Source organism: Streptomyces sp. NPDC002490 (genome assembly GCF_040296045.1).
GTDB lineage: Bacteria > Actinomycetota > Actinomycetes > Streptomycetales > Streptomycetaceae > Streptomyces.
Genome location: NZ_JBEOWM010000001.1, coordinates 222,811 through 240,099, shown reverse-complemented (window position 1 = coordinate 240,099; position 17,289 = coordinate 222,811). Strand labels below are relative to the sequence as shown.

The window sequence follows — 17,289 nt, the reverse complement described above, 5'->3', positions numbered from 1 at the left end:
CGGGCACGGAACGCGACCGCCGGGCGAGGCCCCCGCGCACGCCGGCCGAGCGGGGGGCGAGCCGGCGGACCGGCCGCGGACGCCCTCCACTATTTCCCCTAGTACCGGGCAGAACGCCTGTGCCCCATGTCACCGGAGAGCAAGATCCACCACCCCCGGAATGTGACCCGGGCTACCCTCGTCGGGGCGTTCCGGACACCTTCGGGAACGCCGATCGGGGGTCCACCGACGGCCGTTCGGGCCTCGGAAGGTGACCCACGGCACAGCGATCCGGGGACGGCCGGCCCCGGCGCGGCACAGGGGGAGTTCGGGAGTGGACCCGTCGGTACTCGGCACACGGCTCGCGTCCACCGCGATCGCGCCGCTGCTCAAGAAGCTGTTCGCGGCCCCGCCCCCGGGCGCCGGGCTGGTCGAACGCCCGGTGCGGCTCTCCGCCTGGGTCTCCTTCCGCGGCGAGCGACGCACCCTCTCCGACGCCCAGGTGGGCAAGCTCGCCACCCGCCTGGTGCGGGAGGCCGTCGACTCCCCCGGCGAACGGCCCTTCCCCGCCGACGAGGAAGCCGCCGTGGCCGACGCCCTCGCCCGCACCCTGCTCGCCCTCGGCGACCTCGACATGGACGACGTCCAGGCGGTGCGGCTCGGCCACCGCGAACTGGCCCGCGCCCTCTACACCGGGGCCACCGAGGCAGGACACGGTCTGGCCCCGGACCACCACCTGTCCGCCGACGCCGCCCTCTTCCTCGCCTCCGCCCTGGAGTGGGCCTGCCTGCACGTCCTCCAGTTCTTCACCCAGCGCTCCACCTTCGTGGCCCGCACCCTGGTCACCCAGAGCCGGGACCAGGCCGAGATCATCGCCAAACTGGACGCGCTGATCACCCGGGCGCCCCGCCCCGACGCCCGCCACGCGTCCTTCGAGCGCCGCTACCGCGACCACGTCGCCGCCAAGCACGGCAAGCTCACCATCTACGGCATCGACCTGACCTCCACCCCCGGCACCTGGCCGCTGGACGTGGCCTACCTCAGCCTCACCTCCACCGAGCAGACCGACCCGCCGCCCCGGACCGGACCGGACCCCGACCCCACCCGGCACTTCCGCGGCCCGCTCCCCGCGGACCAAGTGCTCGCCACCCGCTCCCGGGTGCTGCTGCGGGGCGTCGCCGGCTCCGGCAAGACCACGCTGGTGCAGTGGCTCGCCGTCTCCGCCACCCGGGTCGCGCCGGACGGGCCGCTCGGCCACCTCCACGACCTGGTGCCGTTCGTGCTGCCGCTGCGCACCCTCACCCGGCACGGCGAACGGCTGCCCGGCCCCGAACTCTTCCTCACCGCTGCCGGCTCCCCCCTCTCCGGCGCCCAGCCCGAAGGGTGGGCCGACCACGTACTCACCGCCGGCCGCGGGCTGATCCTGGTGGACGGCATCGACGAGGTGCCCGAGGCGGAACGCGCACGCACCCGCGCCTGGCTCGGCGACCTGCTCACCGCCTACCCCGACAACCGCTGGCTGGTGACCTCCCGCCCCTCCGCCGTCCGGGCGAACTGGCTCGCCGCCGACGACTTCGCCGAACTCACCCTCTCCCCCATGAACCCCGCCGACGTCGCCGCCTTCGTCCGGCGCTGGCACGCGGCGGGCCGCCACGACGCCGACGACGCCGCCCGCGCCCTCCTCGACGGCTACGAACGGCAGTTGCTCACCGCCGTCGCCGGCAAGCCCGACCTCGGCCGGCTCGCCACCAACCCCCTGATGTGTGCCCTGATCTGCGCCCTGCACCGGGACCGCCGCGGCTACCTCCCGCACGGCCGCAAGGAGTTGTACGAGGCCGCCCTCGCCATGCTGCTGTCCCGCCGGGACCGTGAGCGGGACGTCCTGACCACCGCGGGCCAGGAGCTACGGCAGGAGCCCCAGACCCAACTGCTCCAGCGCCTCGCCTACTGGCTCATCCGCAACGGCCGCACCGAGCTGGTGCGGGAACGGGCCGAGGCCATCGTCGGCGAGGCCCTGCCCGCGGTGCCCGAGGCCGCGGCCCTCGGCGACGCCCGCGCCGTCTTCGACCACCTGCTGCTCCGCAGCGGGCTGTTGCTGGAGCCCTCCCCCGGCGCGGTGACCTTCGTGCACCGCACCTTCCAGGACTACCTGGGCGCCCGACGGGCCGTCGAGGAGTGGGACGTCGGCCTGCTGATCGGTCACGCCGCCGACGACCAGTGGGAGGACGTGATCCGGATGGCCGTCGCCCACGCCCGCCCCCGCGAGCGCGCCGAGATCCTCGACGGACTCCTCGCCACCGGCGACGCGGCCCCGCCCGGACGCGAACGCACCCGCGTCCACCTGCTGGCCGCCGCCTGCCTGGAGCAGGCCACCGAGCTCGACCCCGCGGTCCGGGACCGGATCGCCGAGCGGGTCAACGCCCTGATCCCGCCGCCCGACTCGGTGTCGGCCCGGGAACTCGCCGCGGTCGGCCCGCTCGTCCTCGACCTGCTGCCCGCGCCGGGGGAGACGGACGAGGAGGTCGCACGGATGGCGATCATCACCGCCTCCCACGTGGACTCGGAGGCCGCCATCGCCTACCTCGCCGGCCACGCCGACGCCGCCTCCCTCGACCTCCGCTCCCAACTCGTCTGGTCCTGGCACCGCTTCGACACCCACCGGTACGCCGAGGAGGTCGTCGCCCGACTCGACCCGGAGGGACTGTTCTTCACCGCGCAGAGCGAGGCGGAACTCGTCGTACTGGGGGAGCTCGGTGGACGCCCCTGGATTCAGCTGCGGACCGCGGACATCGGACCGCGCGCCGTCGCCGCGTACGTGGACCGCCACCGGCCGACGTGCATGGCCCTGGACGTCACCCAGGCTGACGGAGCCATCCCCTGGGACGTCATCGACGCGTTGAGCGGTCGGGAGGAGCTGCACCTGTCGTCCTTCGGCATCGAGGTGTCCCCGGCGGACTGGGATCGGCTCGCCGCGACACCGCAGCTGACGGCACTCCTGGTCACGCTGTTGGAATTCGGCGCCCTGCCCGAGGACTGCGTCCTCCCGGAGCTCACCGAGCTGACCCTGTACGGCCAGGCGTACGGTTCCGTCGACGTGTCGGCGCTCCCGGTGCACTTCCCCCGGCTCGCCCGGCTGGAGATCGACTTCCGCAACAGGGACGAGGTGGTCCTGCACGGCCGCGACGCACTACCGGACTCGGTGGAAGTGGTGGAGTACTGACAAAGGGGTCGCCCCCGAGCCGGACGGCTCGGGGGCGACCCCTTGACGGTGTGAGCGGGGCGCGCTCACGCCTCCTTGCTGAGGTTGGGACCCGCGCCGCCGCCGGTGGCGGGCTCGATCGGCGGGGCGTCCGGCAGCGCGGTCTTCTCCTCGCCGCGGAAGGTGAAGGTGATGTCGTCGCCCTCGCCCTCCGTGTCGACGACCACGATGTGGCCGGGGCGCAGCTCGCCGAAGAGGATCTTCTCGGAGAGCGTGTCCTCGATCTCGCGCTGGATCGTGCGACGCAGCGGACGCGCGCCCAGCACCGGGTCGTAACCCTTCTTGGAGAGCAGCTCCTTGGCGGACGCGGAGAGCTCGATGCCCATGTCCCGGTCCTTGAGGCGCTCGTCCACCTTGCCGATCATCAGGTCGACGATCTGGAGGATGTCGTCCTGGCTGAGCTGCGGGAAGACCACCACGTCGTCGACGCGGTTGAGGAACTCGGGGCGGAAGTGCTGCTTGAGCTCGTCCGAGACCTTGTTCTTCATGCGCTCGTAGTTGGTCTTGGTGTCGCCCTGGGCGGCGAAGCCCAGGTTGAAGCCCTTGGAGATGTCCCGGGTGCCGAGGTTGGTGGTCATGATGATGACCGTGTTCTTGAAGTCCACGACCCGGCCCTGGGAGTCGGTCAGGCGACCGTCCTCCAGGATCTGGAGCAGGCTGTTGAAGATGTCCGGGTGGGCCTTCTCGACCTCGTCGAAGAGGACGACGGAGAACGGCTTGCGGCGGACCTTCTCGGTCAGCTGGCCGCCCTCCTCGTAGCCCACGTATCCGGGGGGCGAACCGAAGAGCCGCGACACCGTGTGCTTCTCGCTGAACTCCGACATGTCGAGGGAGATCAGCGCGTCCTCGTCGCCGAAGAGGAACTCGGCGAGGGCCTTGGACAGCTCGGTCTTGCCGACGCCGGAGGGGCCGGCGAAGATGAACGATCCACCAGGACGCTTGGGGTCCTTCAGACCGGCGCGGGTGCGGCGGATCGCCTTCGACAGCGCCTTGACGGCGTCCTTCTGGCCGATGACGCGCTTGTGGAGCTCGTCCTCCATCCGCAGCAGACGGCTGGACTCCTCCTCGGTCAGCTTGAAGACCGGGATGCCGGTGGCGGTCGCGAGGACCTCGGCGATCAGCTCGCCGTCGACCTCGGCGACGACGTCCATGTCGCCGGCCTTCCACTCCTTCTCCCGCTTGGCCTTGGCGGCGAGGAGCTGCTTCTCCTTGTCGCGCAGGGAGGCGGCCTTCTCGAAGTCCTGCGAGTCGATCGCGGACTCCTTGTCGCGGCGGACGCCGGCGATCTTCTCGTCGAACTCGCGGAGGTCCGGCGGCGCGGTCATCCGGCGGATGCGCATCCGGGAGCCGGCCTCGTCGATCAGGTCGATCGCCTTGTCCGGGAGGAAGCGGTCCGAGATGTACCGGTCGGCCAGCGTCGCGGCCTGGACGAGGGCCTCGTCCGTGATGGAGACGCGGTGGTGCGCCTCGTAGCGGTCGCGCAGGCCCTTGAGGATCTCGATGGTGTGCGGGAGCGAGGGCTCGGCGACCTGGATGGGCTGGAAGCGGCGCTCCAGCGCGGCGTCCTTCTCCAGGTGCTTGCGGTACTCGTCCAGCGTGGTGGCGCCGATGGTCTGGAGTTCGCCGCGGGCGAGCATCGGCTTGAGGATGCTGGCCGCGTCGATGGCGCCTTCGGCGGCGCCCGCACCGACGAGGGTGTGCAGCTCGTCGATGAAGAGGATGATGTCGCCGCGGGTGCGGATCTCCTTGAGGACCTTCTTCAGGCGCTCCTCGAAGTCACCGCGGTAGCGGGAGCCGGCGACCAGCGCACCCAGGTCGAGGGTGTAGAGGTGCTTGTCCTTGAGGGTCTCGGGCACCTCGCCCTTGACGATGGCCTGGGCGAGGCCCTCGACGACGGCGGTCTTGCCGACGCCGGGCTCGCCGATGAGGACCGGGTTGTTCTTGGTGCGGCGGGACAGCACCTGCATGACCCGCTCGATCTCCTTCTCGCGCCCGATGACCGGGTCGAGCTTGGACTCGCGGGCGGCCTGCGTCAGGTTGCGGCCGAACTGGTCCAGGACCAGGGAGGTGGACGGGGTGCCCTCGGCGGGGCCGCCGGCGGTGGCCGTCTCCTTGTTCTGGTAGCCGGACAGCAGCTGGATGACCTGCTGCCGCACCCGGTTCAGGTCGGCACCCAGCTTGACCAGGACCTGGGCGGCGACGCCCTCGCCCTCACGGATCAGTCCGAGCAGGATGTGCTCGGTGCCGATGTAGTTGTGGCCCAGCTGGAGGGCCTCGCGGAGCGACAGCTCCAGGACCTTCTTGGCACGGGGGGTGAACGGGATGTGACCGGACGGGGCCTGCTGGCCCTGGCCGATGATCTCCTCCACCTGCTGGCGGACCGCCTCAAGAGAAATCCCGAGGCTCTCCAGGGCCTTAGCGGCGACACCCTCACCCTCGTGGATCAGGCCCAGGAGGATGTGCTCAGTGCCGATGTAGTTGTGGTTGAGCATCCGGGCTTCTTCCTGAGCCAGGACGACAACCCGCCGCGCGCGGTCGGTGAACCTCTCGAACATCGTTAATCGCTCCTCAGAGCGGTCAGGCAGTGAAAGGGGTCGGTCCCCTCCCTGTCCTTCCGCAGCTTAGTCCCGCAAGCGGGGACCGCTCATTCCAACTGCCGACACCCGTGCGTGGCCTCCTGACCGCGAACGCCGACATCTGCTCCAACCCGATGGTGCGAGACGATGTTCCCGCAGGCCAGGCAGTTTCCCTTGCCATCACTACGCCGATGGCGAACGTGCGCCTCCCGGGCCCTTGCGTGTCGCCCCACCCCACTAGGGATGTCTTACCCGCGCGTTGGGACGATCCATGCGGGACACCCCCCTCGCCTCCGCTACGGGCGAACAAGCGCGCGCCGCCGCGGGGGGCGTGCATCCCCCGCCCGGGCCCTGGGGCCCTCCGGGCGGTCCGCGGCGACCGTGCGTAACCGCTCTCCGGCTCGTGGTGTTCTTTCCGTCATGACCCCCGCCGTTCCGCGCCCCCGTCGTCCCCTCGGTCCGCCCGGTCGTCCGAGCACCGGACGCGGTGGGGACGGCGGGGTGCGCCATTGGTACGAGAACGTCCTCGGCTGGCCCGCGGTTCCCGCGGGCCGTCCCGGCGCCCGCGGGGCCGGCGGCACGACGGGGGTGCTCCTGGTGGCCGGGGTGCGCTTCGACGTGCTGGAGGTGCCGGCCGCCGTCGGGCGGGCGGTGCTGGCGGGGCCGGAGCGCACCGGTCCGGTGACCCGGTGCGGCGACCGGGTCCGGTTCCTGGTGGCCGCCGGCGCCGCCGAGGAGGTGCCGGGACTGCTGGCCTGGCTGGAGTGGGGCGGGCTGGCCGGGGACCTGGGGCTGGCGGTCATCGGCTCGGGCGGCGCGATCGAGGCGCCGTGGCCGCCGGTGCCGGCCCCGTCACCGGTCGGCACGGACGGGGCGGGCCCGGGAGCGGACCCGGCCGGGGCCGCGGTCTGGGTGCGGCCCCCGGAGCCGGGGCGGGGGGCGGAGACGGGACTTCCCGCACCGCGCCCCCTCGCGGCGCGGTGCGCACGAGGGAGTGCGCCCGGGGACGGTGGGGGCGCCCCCGACCTCGTGCGACTGGTGGACCGGCTGGCCACGGAGTGCCTGCGGGTCCGGTTGGGTCGGGCGCGCGATCAGCGGTGGGCGTCTTCGTACGCCTGACGGACGTCGGCCGGGACGCGGCCCCGGTCGTTGACCTTGTGGCCGTTCTCCTTCGCCCAGGCGCGGATCTGGGCCGTGTCCTGGCTGCTGCCGGAAGCGGTGGCGCGGGCCTTGCCCCGACCACCGGTGGAACGGCCGCCGGTGCGGCGCCCGCCCTTCACGTACGGCTCCAGCAGACCGCGCAGCTTGTCGGCGTTGTCGGTCGTGAGGTCGATCTCGTAGGTCTTGCCGTCCAGCGCGAACGTCACGGTCTCGTCGGCCTCGACACCGTCGAGGTCGTCGACAAGAAGGACCTGAACCTTCTGTGCCACCGCATTTTCCTTTCATCGATAACGTACGGGTCGGCCCCACGGCACCCGCCGCCGTTTCGCCGCCCCTTGTTATATGCAGTACAGCAGTACGTTGGAAAGCAAACCGTCTTTCCCCGCAAAACACAAACCCTTGGTTGCCGTCACCCCGCCCCGGACCGCCCGGAAACATGCGCGTTTCGGACATAGGGCACCAGGACACCGGGGGAACGGAATGCGCCGGCCAAGCCGATCACAGATGCAGAAGCATCCGGCTGTTGCCCAGGGTGTTCGGTTTCACTCGTTCGAGTCCGAGGAACTCGGCGACGCCCTCGTCATAGGAACGCAGCAGCTCGCCGTACACATCGGAGTCCACGGGAGTCTCCCCGATCTCGACGAAGCCGTGCTTCGCGAAGAAGTCGACTTCGAAGGTGAGGCAGAAAACACGTCGAACACCGAGCCAACGCGCGGTCTGGAGCAGCTTCTCCAGGAGTTGATGGCCGACGCCGGCGCCCTTGAGGGCGGGGTTCACGGCGAGCGTACGGACTTCCGCCAGGTCTTCCCACATCACGTGCAGTGCTCCGCATGCGACGACCTGTGCGTTGTCGTCGCGTTCCGCGACCCAGAACTCCTGGATGTCCTCGTAAAGCGTGACCGTGGCTTTGTCCAGCAGGATGCCCTTGTTGACGTAGACGTCGAGGAGCGCGCGGACCTGGGGAACGTCACTGGTGCGGGCCCTGCGGACGGTGACCGCTTTCCTGGTGGGGCCGGCCGGCGCGGAGGACTCGGTTTCCGGAACATTCGCCGGTGCGACCGGCTCTTCGGGTACCCGGTGGGGTTGCTCTGCTGGCATGAACGGACGCTATCGTCCGTCCTCCGCCTTGTGCTCGGAGGGCTCGTTGCGCGGACTCGCCTCCGGAACCCGCGACATCCCGGTGTTCGTCGGGGCATTCCCCGCAGGTGGACCGTTCGGGGTGGCCGCCGGGCGGCCCGGATCGTCCCCGCCCCCGATACCGTTCGCGTCATCCGACGGTCGCGCGGCGTTCGGCGGGTTCCCCGTGTCGGGCGGGGGTTCGTTTCGCGGTGGTGCGTTCTCGGGGCCCTGCACCATGCGCACGGCGTCGTTGAGCGCTTCGCGTTGTTCGGGCGACATCATGCCGAAGAAGGCGACGAGGGCGGCGGCCGGGTTGTCGCTTTGCGACCACGCGTCGTTCATCAGGGCGGCGGCGTACGCGGCGCGGGTGGAGACGGCTTCGTAGCGATAGGCCCGGCCTTCCGCTTCGCGGCGCACCCAGCCCTTCTGATGGAGATTGTCCAGAACGGTCATCACCGTCGTATAGGCGATCGAGCGTTCCTGCTGGAGGTCTTCCAGGACTTCCCGAACGGTCACCGGGCGGTTCCACTGCCAGACCCGCGTCATGACCGCGTCTTCGAGTTCTCCCAAGGGGCGAGGCACAAATCTCACCATATATGGAGAAATCGCCCCAAGAGTGGCGAACCGCTCTACGGAACGGCGCTTTCCCGAGGGGCGGCGCGCATCCGCCCCCCGCGGCCCGGAGGGTCACGGGGGACGGGCGGCGGCGTCAGGCGCCGGCGTCGCGCGGCTGGGACTGGCTCTGGGTCTGGGTCTGACGGGCCTGCTCGGCCTGCCGGAGGGCGTAGTCGACCGCGGCGTCCTCCTTGGCCTTCTTGTCGCCCCCCTGGGTCTTCACGATCGTCACGATGATCGCGGTGAAGAACACGGCCATCACCGTGGGGGGCAGCAGCGCGGAGACGTAGTCCATGGGGCCAGGGTATCCAGCGCTATCCGGCCGCCCGTTGCTGGGGCGGGTCCGCCGGCGGGGCGGGGGCCGGCGCGTCCGGCTGCCGGGGCTCGGCGGGCGGGGCGGGCCGCCGGCGGGGCGGGAACACCTCGGCGGGGGTCGGCACGGGACGGTGCGGGGCGGCGGGGCGCTCCCGGGGCGCGGGTTCGGGGCGCTCGGGGGGCGGCTGTTCGCCCCCCGAGCGCGGGGCGACCAGGCCGCCGGGCAGCGCCGTCAGACGGAGCCGGGGCGACGCCGCCACGGCGCGGGCGCCGGACCCGGCGGGCACCGGGACGCGCTCGGCGGGACGGGCCCGCACCACCCGGTCGACGGGGGGCCGGCAGCGGTCCAGGAGCGCCGCGGCGGTCGGATTGCCGCGCAGGGCGCGCAGCGCGGCGAGGTCGTCGGGGCCGGGCCGGTGCCCGGCCGCCAGCGCCTCCTCCAGGAGGGCCAGGTAGCCACGGGCGGTCCCGGGCAGGGCGCTGCGGTAGCGGTCCAGGTCGGCGACGAGGAAGGCGCGCCGCCGGGCGCCCTCGTGCAGTGCCTCGTCCACCGATTCGGCGAGCCGGAGGCAGTCCCGGACGTCCGCGGCGGTGAGGGGACGGGGGTGGACGACGAGGGCGAGAGCACGGCGGAGCACACGCAGCTCCTCGGCGCCGAACGCCATGCCGCCGCAAGTTCCGTTGGGCGTGGGCATGGGGTGACGATACGCGCTAATCGGACAAAACCCACCGAATGCCGTCCCTGTGGCGTGGCCCGTGGGGCCGGGCCGTCGACGGCCCGGCCCTCACATCCGGGCGACGTTGCGCTCGTAGACCAGGCGCAACCCGATCAGGGTCAGCCAGGGCTCGTGCTCGTCGATGACGGTCGCCTCGCCCAGCACCATCGGGGCCAGGCCGCCGGTCGCGATCACCGTCACCTCGTCCGGGTCGGCGGCCAGCTCCCGCGCCATCCGGGTGACCACCCCGTCGACCTGCCCGGCGAAGCCGTAGAGGATGCCCGACTGCATGGCCTCCACGGTGTTCTTGCCGATCACGCTGCGCGGCCGGGCCAACTCGATCTTGCGCAACTGCGCCCCGCGCACGCCCAGCGCCTCCACGGAGATCTCGATGCCCGGGGCGATCACCCCGCCCGCGTACTCGCCGCGCGCGGAGACCGCGTCGAAGGTCGTCGCCGTGCCGAAGTCCACCACGATCGCGGGGCCCCCGTACAGGTCGACGGCGGCCACCGCGTTGATGATGCGGTCGGCGCCGACCTCCTTGGGGTTGTCCATCAGGATCGGCACCCCGGTCTTGATGCCCGGCTCCACCAGCACCGCCGGCACGTCGCCGTAGTAGCGGCGGGTGACCTCGCGCAGCTCGTGCAGCACCGAGGGCACCGTGGAGCAGATGGCGATGCCGTCGATGCCCTCGCCCAACTCCATCCCCAGCAGCGGGTGCATGCCCATCAGGCCCTGGAGCAGCACGGCGAGTTCGTCGGCGGTGCGCCGGGCGTCGGTGGAGATGCGCCAGTGCTCGACGATCTCCTCCCCGTCGAACAGCCCGAGCACGGTGTGGGTGTTGCCCACGTCGATCGTCAGCAGCATGCGTCTACTCCGTTCCGGCGGCGTCCGCGCGGGGTCAGGGGGCGGCGTCGGGGCCGGGCGCGGCGTCCCGTAGGTCCAGGCCGATGTCGAGGATCGGCGCGGAGTGGGTGAGCGCGCCCACGGCGAGGTAGTCCACGCCGGTCTCCGCGTAGGCGCGGGCGTTGGCGAGGGTGAGCCGGCCGGAGGACTCCAGCCGCGCCCGGCCCGCGACCAGGGCGACGGCCTCGGCGGTCTCCACGGGCGTGAAGTTGTCCAGCAGGATCAGGTCGGCGCCCGCCTCGACCACCTCGCGCAGCTGGTGCAGGGTGTCCACCTCGACCTCCACCGGCACGTCCGGGAACGCCTCGCGGACCCGGGCGAACGCCTCGGCGACCCCGCCCGCGGCCAGTACGTGGTTGTCCTTGACCAGCGCCGCGTCGGAGAGGGACATCCGGTGGTTGAGGCCGCCGCCGCAGCGGACCGCGAACTTCTCCAACGACCGCAGCCCGGGGGTGGTCTTGCGGGTGTCGCGGACCTTCGCCCCGGTGCCCTCCAGGGCGTCCGCCCAGGCGCGGGTGGCGGTGGCGATGCCGGAGAGCCGGCACAGCAGGTTCAGGGCGCTGCGCTCGCCGGTCAGCAGGTCCCGGGTGCGGGCGGTGACGCTGAGCAGGGGCCGGCCGGCGGCCACCCGGTCGCCGTCCTCGACGTGCCGCTCGACCTCGAACGCCTCGGTGCACACCAGGGAGAGCACCGCTTCGGCGATCCGCAGCCCGGCCACGGTGCCCGCTTCGCGGGCGGTGAAGTCGGCGGTGGCGACGGCGTCCTCGGGGATGGTGGCCACGGTGGTGACGTCCACCCCGCCGGCCAGGTCCTCCGCGAGGGCCCACTGCGCGACGTCCTCGACCTCGACGGGGTCGAGGCCGGCGGCGGCCAGCAGCTCGGCGAGCGCCGGATCGAGACCGCACTCGACCGCGTGCGGATCTCCCCCGCCGCAGCCGCAGCCCTCGCCGCACCCCGCGGCGGGGTCGTCGGCGAGCAGGGGGACGGGGGGAGGCGGCGTGTCGGTCACGGCTCAGGGCTCCTGGGGATCGGCTGTCGAGGGTGCTGCGGGGTCGGCGGCGCCGGCGGCGCGGGGCGCCCGCGGGGAGCCGTCTGCCGGTGCGGGCGCGGCGCCAGCGTACGCGTTCGGGGCGGTGCGCACCGCCCCGGGCCCGGGACCTGCGGCGGGTGCGGGGGGCTCGGCGACGGTGGGCGGGAAGCCGGGTCCGTCGGTGGGGGTGACGGTCAGCGAACGGTCGGGGGCGAGCCGCACCACCAGGTGCCGGCGGCCGTGCGCGTCGTCGGCCGCGGGGTGGTCCTCGCGCCAGTGGCAGCCGCGGGTCTCCTCGCGGCGCAGGGCGGCGGCGACCAGGGCCCGGGCCACGCACAGCAGGTTGGTGGTCTCCCAGCTGTCCACCCCGGGTTCGGCGGTCTTGCCGTGCTCGGCCAGGGCGTCCCGGGCGGCCGCGTGCAGGTCCTGGAGTTGCCGGGCGGCGCGCTCCAGGGAGTCGGCGGAGCGGAGCACCCCGGCGCCCTCGGTCATGATCCGCTGGACGCGGAAACGGTCCTCCGGGGCCAGCAGCGGGTGCGCGGGGGCCGCGGGCCGGGCCACCGGCTGCGGCGGGCGGCGGGTCCCGCTCCCGGCGCGCACCACGGCGGCGGCGATCCGCTCCGCGTAGACGAGCCCTTCCAGCAGCGAGTTGGAGGCCAGTCGGTTGGCGCCGTGCACGCCGGTGCAGGCGACCTCCCCGCAGGCGTACAGGCCGGGCACGGTGGTGCGGCCGTCCGCGTCGGTGCGCACCCCGCCCGAGGCGTAGTGCGCGGCGGGCGACACCGGCAGCGGCTCGGTCACCGGGTCCAGGCCGTGGGCGCGGCAGGCGGCGAGGATCGTGGGGAAACGGCGTTCCCACATCTCGGCGCCGAAGTGCCGGGCGTCCACGTACATGTGCAGGGCGCCCCGCTCGCGCATGCGGCGGGTGATGCCCTTGGCGACGACGTCCCGGGGCGCGAGTTCGGCGAGTTCGTGCTGGCCGACCATGAACCGCACCCCCTCGGCGTCGACCAGGTGGGCGCCCTCGCCGCGGACCGCCTCGGAGACCAGCGGCTGCTGCCCCTCGGCGTCCGGGCCGAGGAAGAGCACGGTGGGGTGGAACTGGACGAACTCCAGGTCGCTGACCTCGGCGCCGGCGCGCAGCGCCAGGGCGACCCCGTCCCCGGTGGAGACCGCCGGGTTGGTGGTGGCGGCGTACACCTGGCCCATGCCGCCGGTGGCGAGCACCACGTGCGGGGCGTGCACGGCGCCCACGCCGTCGTGCTGGCCCTCCCCCATCACGTGCAGGGTGACGCCGGCGGCGCGCCCCTCGTCGTCGGTGAGCAGGTCGAGGACGAGGGCGTTCTCGACGGTGGGTATGCCCCGGGCGCGCACCGCGTCGACCAGGGCGCGGGATATCTCGGCGCCGGTGGCGTCGCCGCCGGCGTGCGCGATCCGGCTGCGGTGGTGGCCGCCCTCGCGGGTCAGGGCCAGCCCGCCGGTGGCGGACTCGTCGAAGCGGGCGCCGCTGTCGATGAGCCGGCGGACCGCGTCCGGGCCCTCGGTGACCAGCAGCCGCACCGCGTCCTCGGCGCAGAGCCCGGCGCCGGCGACGAGGGTGTCGTCGAGGTGTTGTCCGGGGGTGTCGCCCTCGCCGAGGGCGGCGGCGATGCCGCCCTGGGCCCAGCGGGTGGAGCCGTCGTCCAGGCGCGCCTTGGTGACCACCACGGTCTCCAGGCCGGCGGCGGCGCAGCGCAGGGCGGCGGTGAGCCCGGCCACGCCGGAGCCGACGACGACCACGTCCGCGCCGAGCGCCCAGCCGGGGGCGGGCGCGTGCAGGCGGATGCCGGTGTGCGGGGACGGTGCTGCGCGGGTCACGAGACGGCTCCCGGGTGGTGGGGGTCACCGGGGGCCGCGGGGGTCCCGAAGGTGAGGGGCAGGTTGTCGATGAGGCGGGTGGTGCCGACCCGGGCGGCCACCGCGAGGACGGCCTCGCCGGTGTGGCCGTCGGGGACCTCGGTGAAGTCGGACGGGTCCACCAGGGCGAGGTAGTCGAGGTCGAGGGGCGGGGTGAGCCGGGCGGCGGCGTCGAGCACGGCGCGGGCGGCGGCCCGGACGGCGGCCGGGCCGCCGGGCGCCGCGTGGGCGACGGCGTGCGCGTCGGCCGCGGCCCGGGACTCGCCGAGCGCGTCCAGGGCCCTGGCCCGGGTGTCGTTGCCGGGGGCGAGGGCGGCGCGGGCGTGCAGCGCCTGTTGGGCGGCGTGCCGGTCGCGGCCGGCGAACAGGGCCCGGGACAGGGCGAGCGCGGTGCGGCGTTCGACGGCGGAGAGGTAGCGGTTGCGGCTGGAGAGGGCGAGGCCGTCCGGCTCGCGGACGGTGGGCACCGCCACGACCTCCACGCCGAAGTCGAGGTCCCGCGCCATGCGCCGCACCAGGGCGAGTTGCTGGGCGTCCTTCTGCCCGAAGAACGCCAGGTCGGGGCGGGTGAGGTGGAGGAGTTTGGCGACGACGGTGAGCATCCCGTCGAAGTGGCCGGGCCGGGTGGCGCCCTCCAGGCGGTCGCCCATCGGGCCGGCGGTGACGCGCACCTGGGGTTCGCCGCCCGGGTACACCTCGTCGGCGCCGGGCGCGAACACCGTGTCGGCGCCGGCCGCGGCGGCGAGTTCGACGTCGGCGTCCAGGGTGCGCGGGTAGCGGTCGAGGTCCTCGCCGGCGCCGAACTGGAGCGGGTTCACGAAGACGGTGACGACCACCTCGCCGCCGGCGCCGACCCGTTCGCGGGCGGCGCGGACCAGGGTGGCGTGGCCCTCGTGCAGGGCGCCCATGGTCATCACGACGGCGCGGCGGGTGGTGCCGGGGCCGGCGGTGCGCAGGGCGTCGGCGGTGTGCAGCAGCCGGACGCCCGCGGGGGTGGTGCCGTGCGCGGTCATGGGGTGGTGCCCTCCGTGTCGCCCGCGAGGACGTCGAGCAGGTCTTCGGCGAGTTCGGGACGGAGCAGCCCGTGGTCCAGGGCCCGGTCGGCGGTGCGGCGGGCCATCGCGAGGTAGCCGGGGACGGCGCCGGGCGCGTGGACGCGCAGTTCGGCGAGGTGGGCGGCGACGGTGCCGGCGTCCCCCCGGGCGACGGGCCCGGTGAGGGCGGCGTCCCCGGAGCGCAGGGCGTTGTCCAGGGCGGCGCCGAGCAGCGGGCCGAGCATCCGGTCGGGGGCCGCGACGCCGGCGGTGCGCAACAGGTCCATGGCCTCGGCGACCAGGGTGACCAGGTGGTTGGCGCCGAGGGCGAGGGCCGCGTGGTAGAGCGGGCGGGCCGCCTCCTCGATCCACTCGGGTTCGCCGCCCATCTCGATGACGAGGGCCTCGGCGGCCAGCCGCAGTTCCTCGGGGGCGGTGACCCCGAAGGAGCAGCCGGCCAGCCGCTGGACGTCCACCGGGGTGCCGGTGAAGGTCATCGCGGGGTGCAGGGCGAGCGGGAGTGCGCCGGCGCGCAGCGCGGGGTCGAGGACCTTCGCCCCGTGCCGTCCCGAGGTGTGCGCGATCAGTTGCCCGGGGCGCACCGCGCCGGTGTCGGCGAGCCCTTCGACGAGGCCCGGCAGGACGTCGTCGGGGACGGTGAGCAGGACGAGTTCGGCGCGGGCGAGGACCTCTTCGGGGCTCACCACGGGGACCTCGGGGAGCATCCGCTCGGCGCGTCGCCGGGAGGCGTCGGAGACGCCGGAGACGGCGACGGGGCGGTGCCCGGCGAGGTGCAGCGAGGCGGCCAGCACGGGGCCCACCCGGCCGGCTCCGACGACGCCCACGGTGAGCCGCGCGGGGCGGTCCCGGGGGTCGGGGGGATGCGGTGCGTTCACGCGACGACGGCCTTCCGTTCCAGTCCGCTCGGGGTACCGGACGATTTCTCGTCATGCTAACGCGATCGGTCCGTCCGCCCCGGCGCCGTCCACAGGCTGTGGGCAGCCGCACATCCGTGTCCGGAGCCGGGCCGGCTCCGCCGCCGGCCCCGGGCGTGCGTCAGGATCGGCCCATGGACGCGCCCCAGCACCGGCCCCTCAGCCCGCACGACCCGCTCCGCCCGGACGCCCCGGACGCCCCGGACCCGGCGGGGCCCCCGGGCGACGGGGAGGAGGCCGGGCGGGCCCGGCGGACGGCGGCGTTCCGCGGGGCGCGCCGGGTGCTGGCGCGGCCGGCCGCGGACGCCACGCTCGCCGAGGCGCTGGCCGGGCTGGGTGCGGCGGCGGGCGGGGCGTACGACCTGACGGAGCCGGTCGACGCGTACGGCGACGGGGTGGTGGCCGCGCTGGAGCGGCGGGTGGCGGGGTTGCTGGGCACCGAGGCGGCGGCGTTCTTCCCGACCGGGACCATGGCCCAGCAGGTGGCGCTGCGCTGCTGGGCGAGCCGCACCGGCAACCCGGTGGTGGCCCTGCACCCGCTGGCCCACCCCGAGGTGCACGAACGGGGCGCGCTGGGGGCGCTGAGCGGGCTGCGGACGGTCCACCCGACCGCCGAGCGCCGTCAGCCGACCGCGGCCGAGGTGTGGAACCTGGACGAGCCCTTCGGGACGCTGGTGCTCGAACTGCCGCTCCGGGACGCGGGCTTCCTGCTGCCGTCCTGGGAGGAGCTGACCGAGCTGGTGGAGGCGGCCCGGGCCCGGGACGCGGTGGTGCACCTGGACGGGGCGCGGCTGTGGGAGTGCACGGCGCACTTCGGGCGCCCGCTGGAGGAGGTCGCCGCGCTGGCGGACAGCGTCTACGTGTCGTTCTACAAGTCGCTGGGCGGCCTGGGGGGCGCGGCGCTGGCCGGGCCGGGGCCCTTGGTGGAGGAGGCCCGGGCGTGGCGGCACCGCTACGGGGGCCAGGTGTACCAGCAGTTCCCCACGGCGCTGTCGGCGCTGGTCGGGCTGGACCGGGAGCTGCCGCGGCTGCCCGGGTACGTGGCCCACGCCCGGACGGTCGCGCAGGCGCTGCGCGAGGGCTTCGCCCGGGCGGGCGTCCCCTGGGCCCGGGTGCACCCCGAGGTGCCGCACACGCACCAGTTCCAGGTGTGGCTGACCGGCGAGGCGGACGCCCTGACCGGGGCGGCGGTGCGGCAGGCGGAGGAGACGGGGGCGGCGCTGTTCCGGCGGTGGCACCCGGGCGGGCCGCCCGGGGTGTCGGTGACCGAGGTGACGGTGGCCTCGCCCGGGCTGGAGTGGACGGCGGCGGAGGTGGTGGCCGCGGTGGGCGACTTCGTCGCGCGGTGGCGGCCCGAACGGCGCTGACCCGGGGCGCGCCCGTCCGTCGCGCGCGGGCTCGGACTCCGGCGTGCGGGACGGAGGTGCACCCCGGCGGCGCCGGCTCGGCCGGGAGGTCACGGGGTGCGCGGGGGTGCGAGGAGTCGGGACAGGGCGGCGCGCCACCGACGACGGGCCGGGCGGCCGGTGACGACGGCGTGGAAGCGGCCGTACTCGCGCAGTTCGGCGACGGTCCGCCAGTCGTGCCGGCCGGGCGCCGGCGGCGGGGCCTCGCCGCGTCGGCGGGCCCGGTACAGGTCCAGGGCGTACTGCTGTGTAATGCTCATGACATTCACCCGTTCTCCTCCGCCCGGACCGCCGGGGCCCGGGCCGCGGCGCGCACAGGACGCTCTGCGTGCGGCGCCGCGC

At 74.2% G+C, this 17,289-nt stretch carries 15 protein-coding genes; 3 read left to right on the top strand and 12 right to left on the bottom strand.

The features are described from left to right. The first annotated feature begins 313 nt into the window (after positions 1-313). A complete protein-coding gene (locus ABT092_RS01110; protein WP_351238348.1) occupies positions 314-3,199 on the top strand; it encodes an NACHT domain-containing protein in 2,886 nt (961 codons plus the stop codon). A gap of 65 nt (positions 3,200-3,264) precedes the next feature. On the opposite strand, the gene ABT092_RS01105 is transcribed toward ABT092_RS01110, so the two are convergent. Then, complete coding sequence (locus tag ABT092_RS01105) at positions 3,265-5,793, bottom strand: ATP-dependent Clp protease ATP-binding subunit (RefSeq protein ID WP_351238346.1); 2,529 nt, start codon at positions 5,791-5,793, stop codon at positions 3,265-3,267. Positions 5,794-6,234: 441 nt separating this feature from the next. Here ABT092_RS01105 and ABT092_RS01100 point away from each other — a divergent pair, with 441 nt between their 5' ends. Continuing rightward, positions 6,235-6,933: an SCO3374 family protein gene (locus tag ABT092_RS01100; protein WP_502968366.1), complete on the top strand. Its 699-nt coding sequence runs from the start codon at positions 6,235-6,237 to the stop codon at positions 6,931-6,933. On the opposite strand, the gene ABT092_RS01095 is transcribed toward ABT092_RS01100, so the two are convergent. From ABT092_RS01095 to ABT092_RS01050, 10 genes are all read right to left on the bottom strand, one after another. After that, positions 6,906-7,244: a histone-like nucleoid-structuring protein Lsr2 gene (locus tag ABT092_RS01095; protein ID WP_351238342.1), complete on the bottom strand. Its 339-nt coding sequence runs from the start codon at positions 7,242-7,244 to the stop codon at positions 6,906-6,908. The genes ABT092_RS01100 and ABT092_RS01095 overlap by 28 nt on opposite strands. A 229-nt stretch (positions 7,245-7,473) precedes the next feature. Continuing rightward, entirely contained in the window at positions 7,474-8,073 is a 600-nt protein-coding gene (locus ABT092_RS01090) for an amino-acid N-acetyltransferase (protein ID WP_351238340.1), read from the bottom strand. A 9-nt stretch (positions 8,074-8,082) separates the two neighbouring features. Continuing rightward, complete coding sequence (locus tag ABT092_RS01085) at positions 8,083-8,676, bottom strand: BlaI/MecI/CopY family transcriptional regulator (RefSeq protein WP_451363254.1); 594 nt, start codon at positions 8,674-8,676, stop codon at positions 8,083-8,085. Between the two features lie 127 nt (positions 8,677-8,803). After that, a complete protein-coding gene (locus ABT092_RS01080) occupies positions 8,804-9,004 on the bottom strand; it encodes a hypothetical protein (RefSeq protein ID WP_351238338.1) in 201 nt (66 codons plus the stop codon). 19 nt (positions 9,005-9,023) lie between these two features. Beyond that, positions 9,024-9,719 (bottom strand): hypothetical protein, encoded by a 696-nt coding sequence (locus tag ABT092_RS01075; protein ID WP_351238336.1) that lies wholly within the window; start codon positions 9,717-9,719, stop codon positions 9,024-9,026. A gap of 90 nt (positions 9,720-9,809) precedes the next feature. Further along, positions 9,810-10,607, bottom strand: a complete 798-nt coding sequence (locus ABT092_RS01070) for a type III pantothenate kinase (protein WP_351238334.1) — start codon at positions 10,605-10,607, stop codon at positions 9,810-9,812. 34 nt (positions 10,608-10,641) lie between these two features. After that, the gene (gene nadC, locus ABT092_RS01065) at positions 10,642-11,655 is read right to left on the bottom strand and encodes a carboxylating nicotinate-nucleotide diphosphorylase (RefSeq protein WP_351238332.1); all 1,014 of its coding nucleotides are present in this window, start codon (positions 11,653-11,655) and stop codon (positions 10,642-10,644) included. A 3-nt stretch (positions 11,656-11,658) separates the two neighbouring features. Continuing rightward, on the bottom strand, positions 11,659-13,533 hold the full coding sequence (locus ABT092_RS01060) for an L-aspartate oxidase (protein WP_502968365.1): 1,875 nt from the start codon (positions 13,531-13,533) through the stop codon (positions 11,659-11,661). Beyond that, positions 13,530-14,585, bottom strand: coding sequence for a pantoate--beta-alanine ligase (panC, locus tag ABT092_RS01055; RefSeq protein WP_351238330.1), 1,056 nt, complete (start codon positions 14,583-14,585; stop codon positions 13,530-13,532). The genes ABT092_RS01060 and panC overlap by 4 nt, the downstream gene beginning before the upstream one ends. Then, positions 14,582-15,502 carry a Rossmann-like and DUF2520 domain-containing protein gene (locus ABT092_RS01050; RefSeq protein ID WP_351238328.1) on the bottom strand — a complete coding sequence of 307 codons (921 nt, stop codon included), beginning with the start codon at positions 15,500-15,502 and terminating at the stop codon, positions 14,582-14,584. Before ABT092_RS01050 ends, panC begins: the two co-directional genes overlap by 4 nt. 173 nt (positions 15,503-15,675) lie before the next feature. Between ABT092_RS01050 and ABT092_RS01045 the strand changes: the two genes are divergently transcribed. Beyond that, on the top strand, positions 15,676-16,908 hold the full coding sequence (locus tag ABT092_RS01045) for a threonine aldolase family protein (protein WP_351238326.1): 1,233 nt from the start codon (positions 15,676-15,678) through the stop codon (positions 16,906-16,908). Between the two features lie 89 nt (positions 16,909-16,997). Here ABT092_RS01045 and ABT092_RS01040 read toward each other — a convergent pair whose 3' ends face one another. Further along, positions 16,998-17,207, bottom strand: coding sequence for a hypothetical protein (locus tag ABT092_RS01040; RefSeq protein WP_351238324.1), 210 nt, complete (start codon positions 17,205-17,207; stop codon positions 16,998-17,000). Positions 17,208-17,289: the final 82 nt, after the last annotated feature.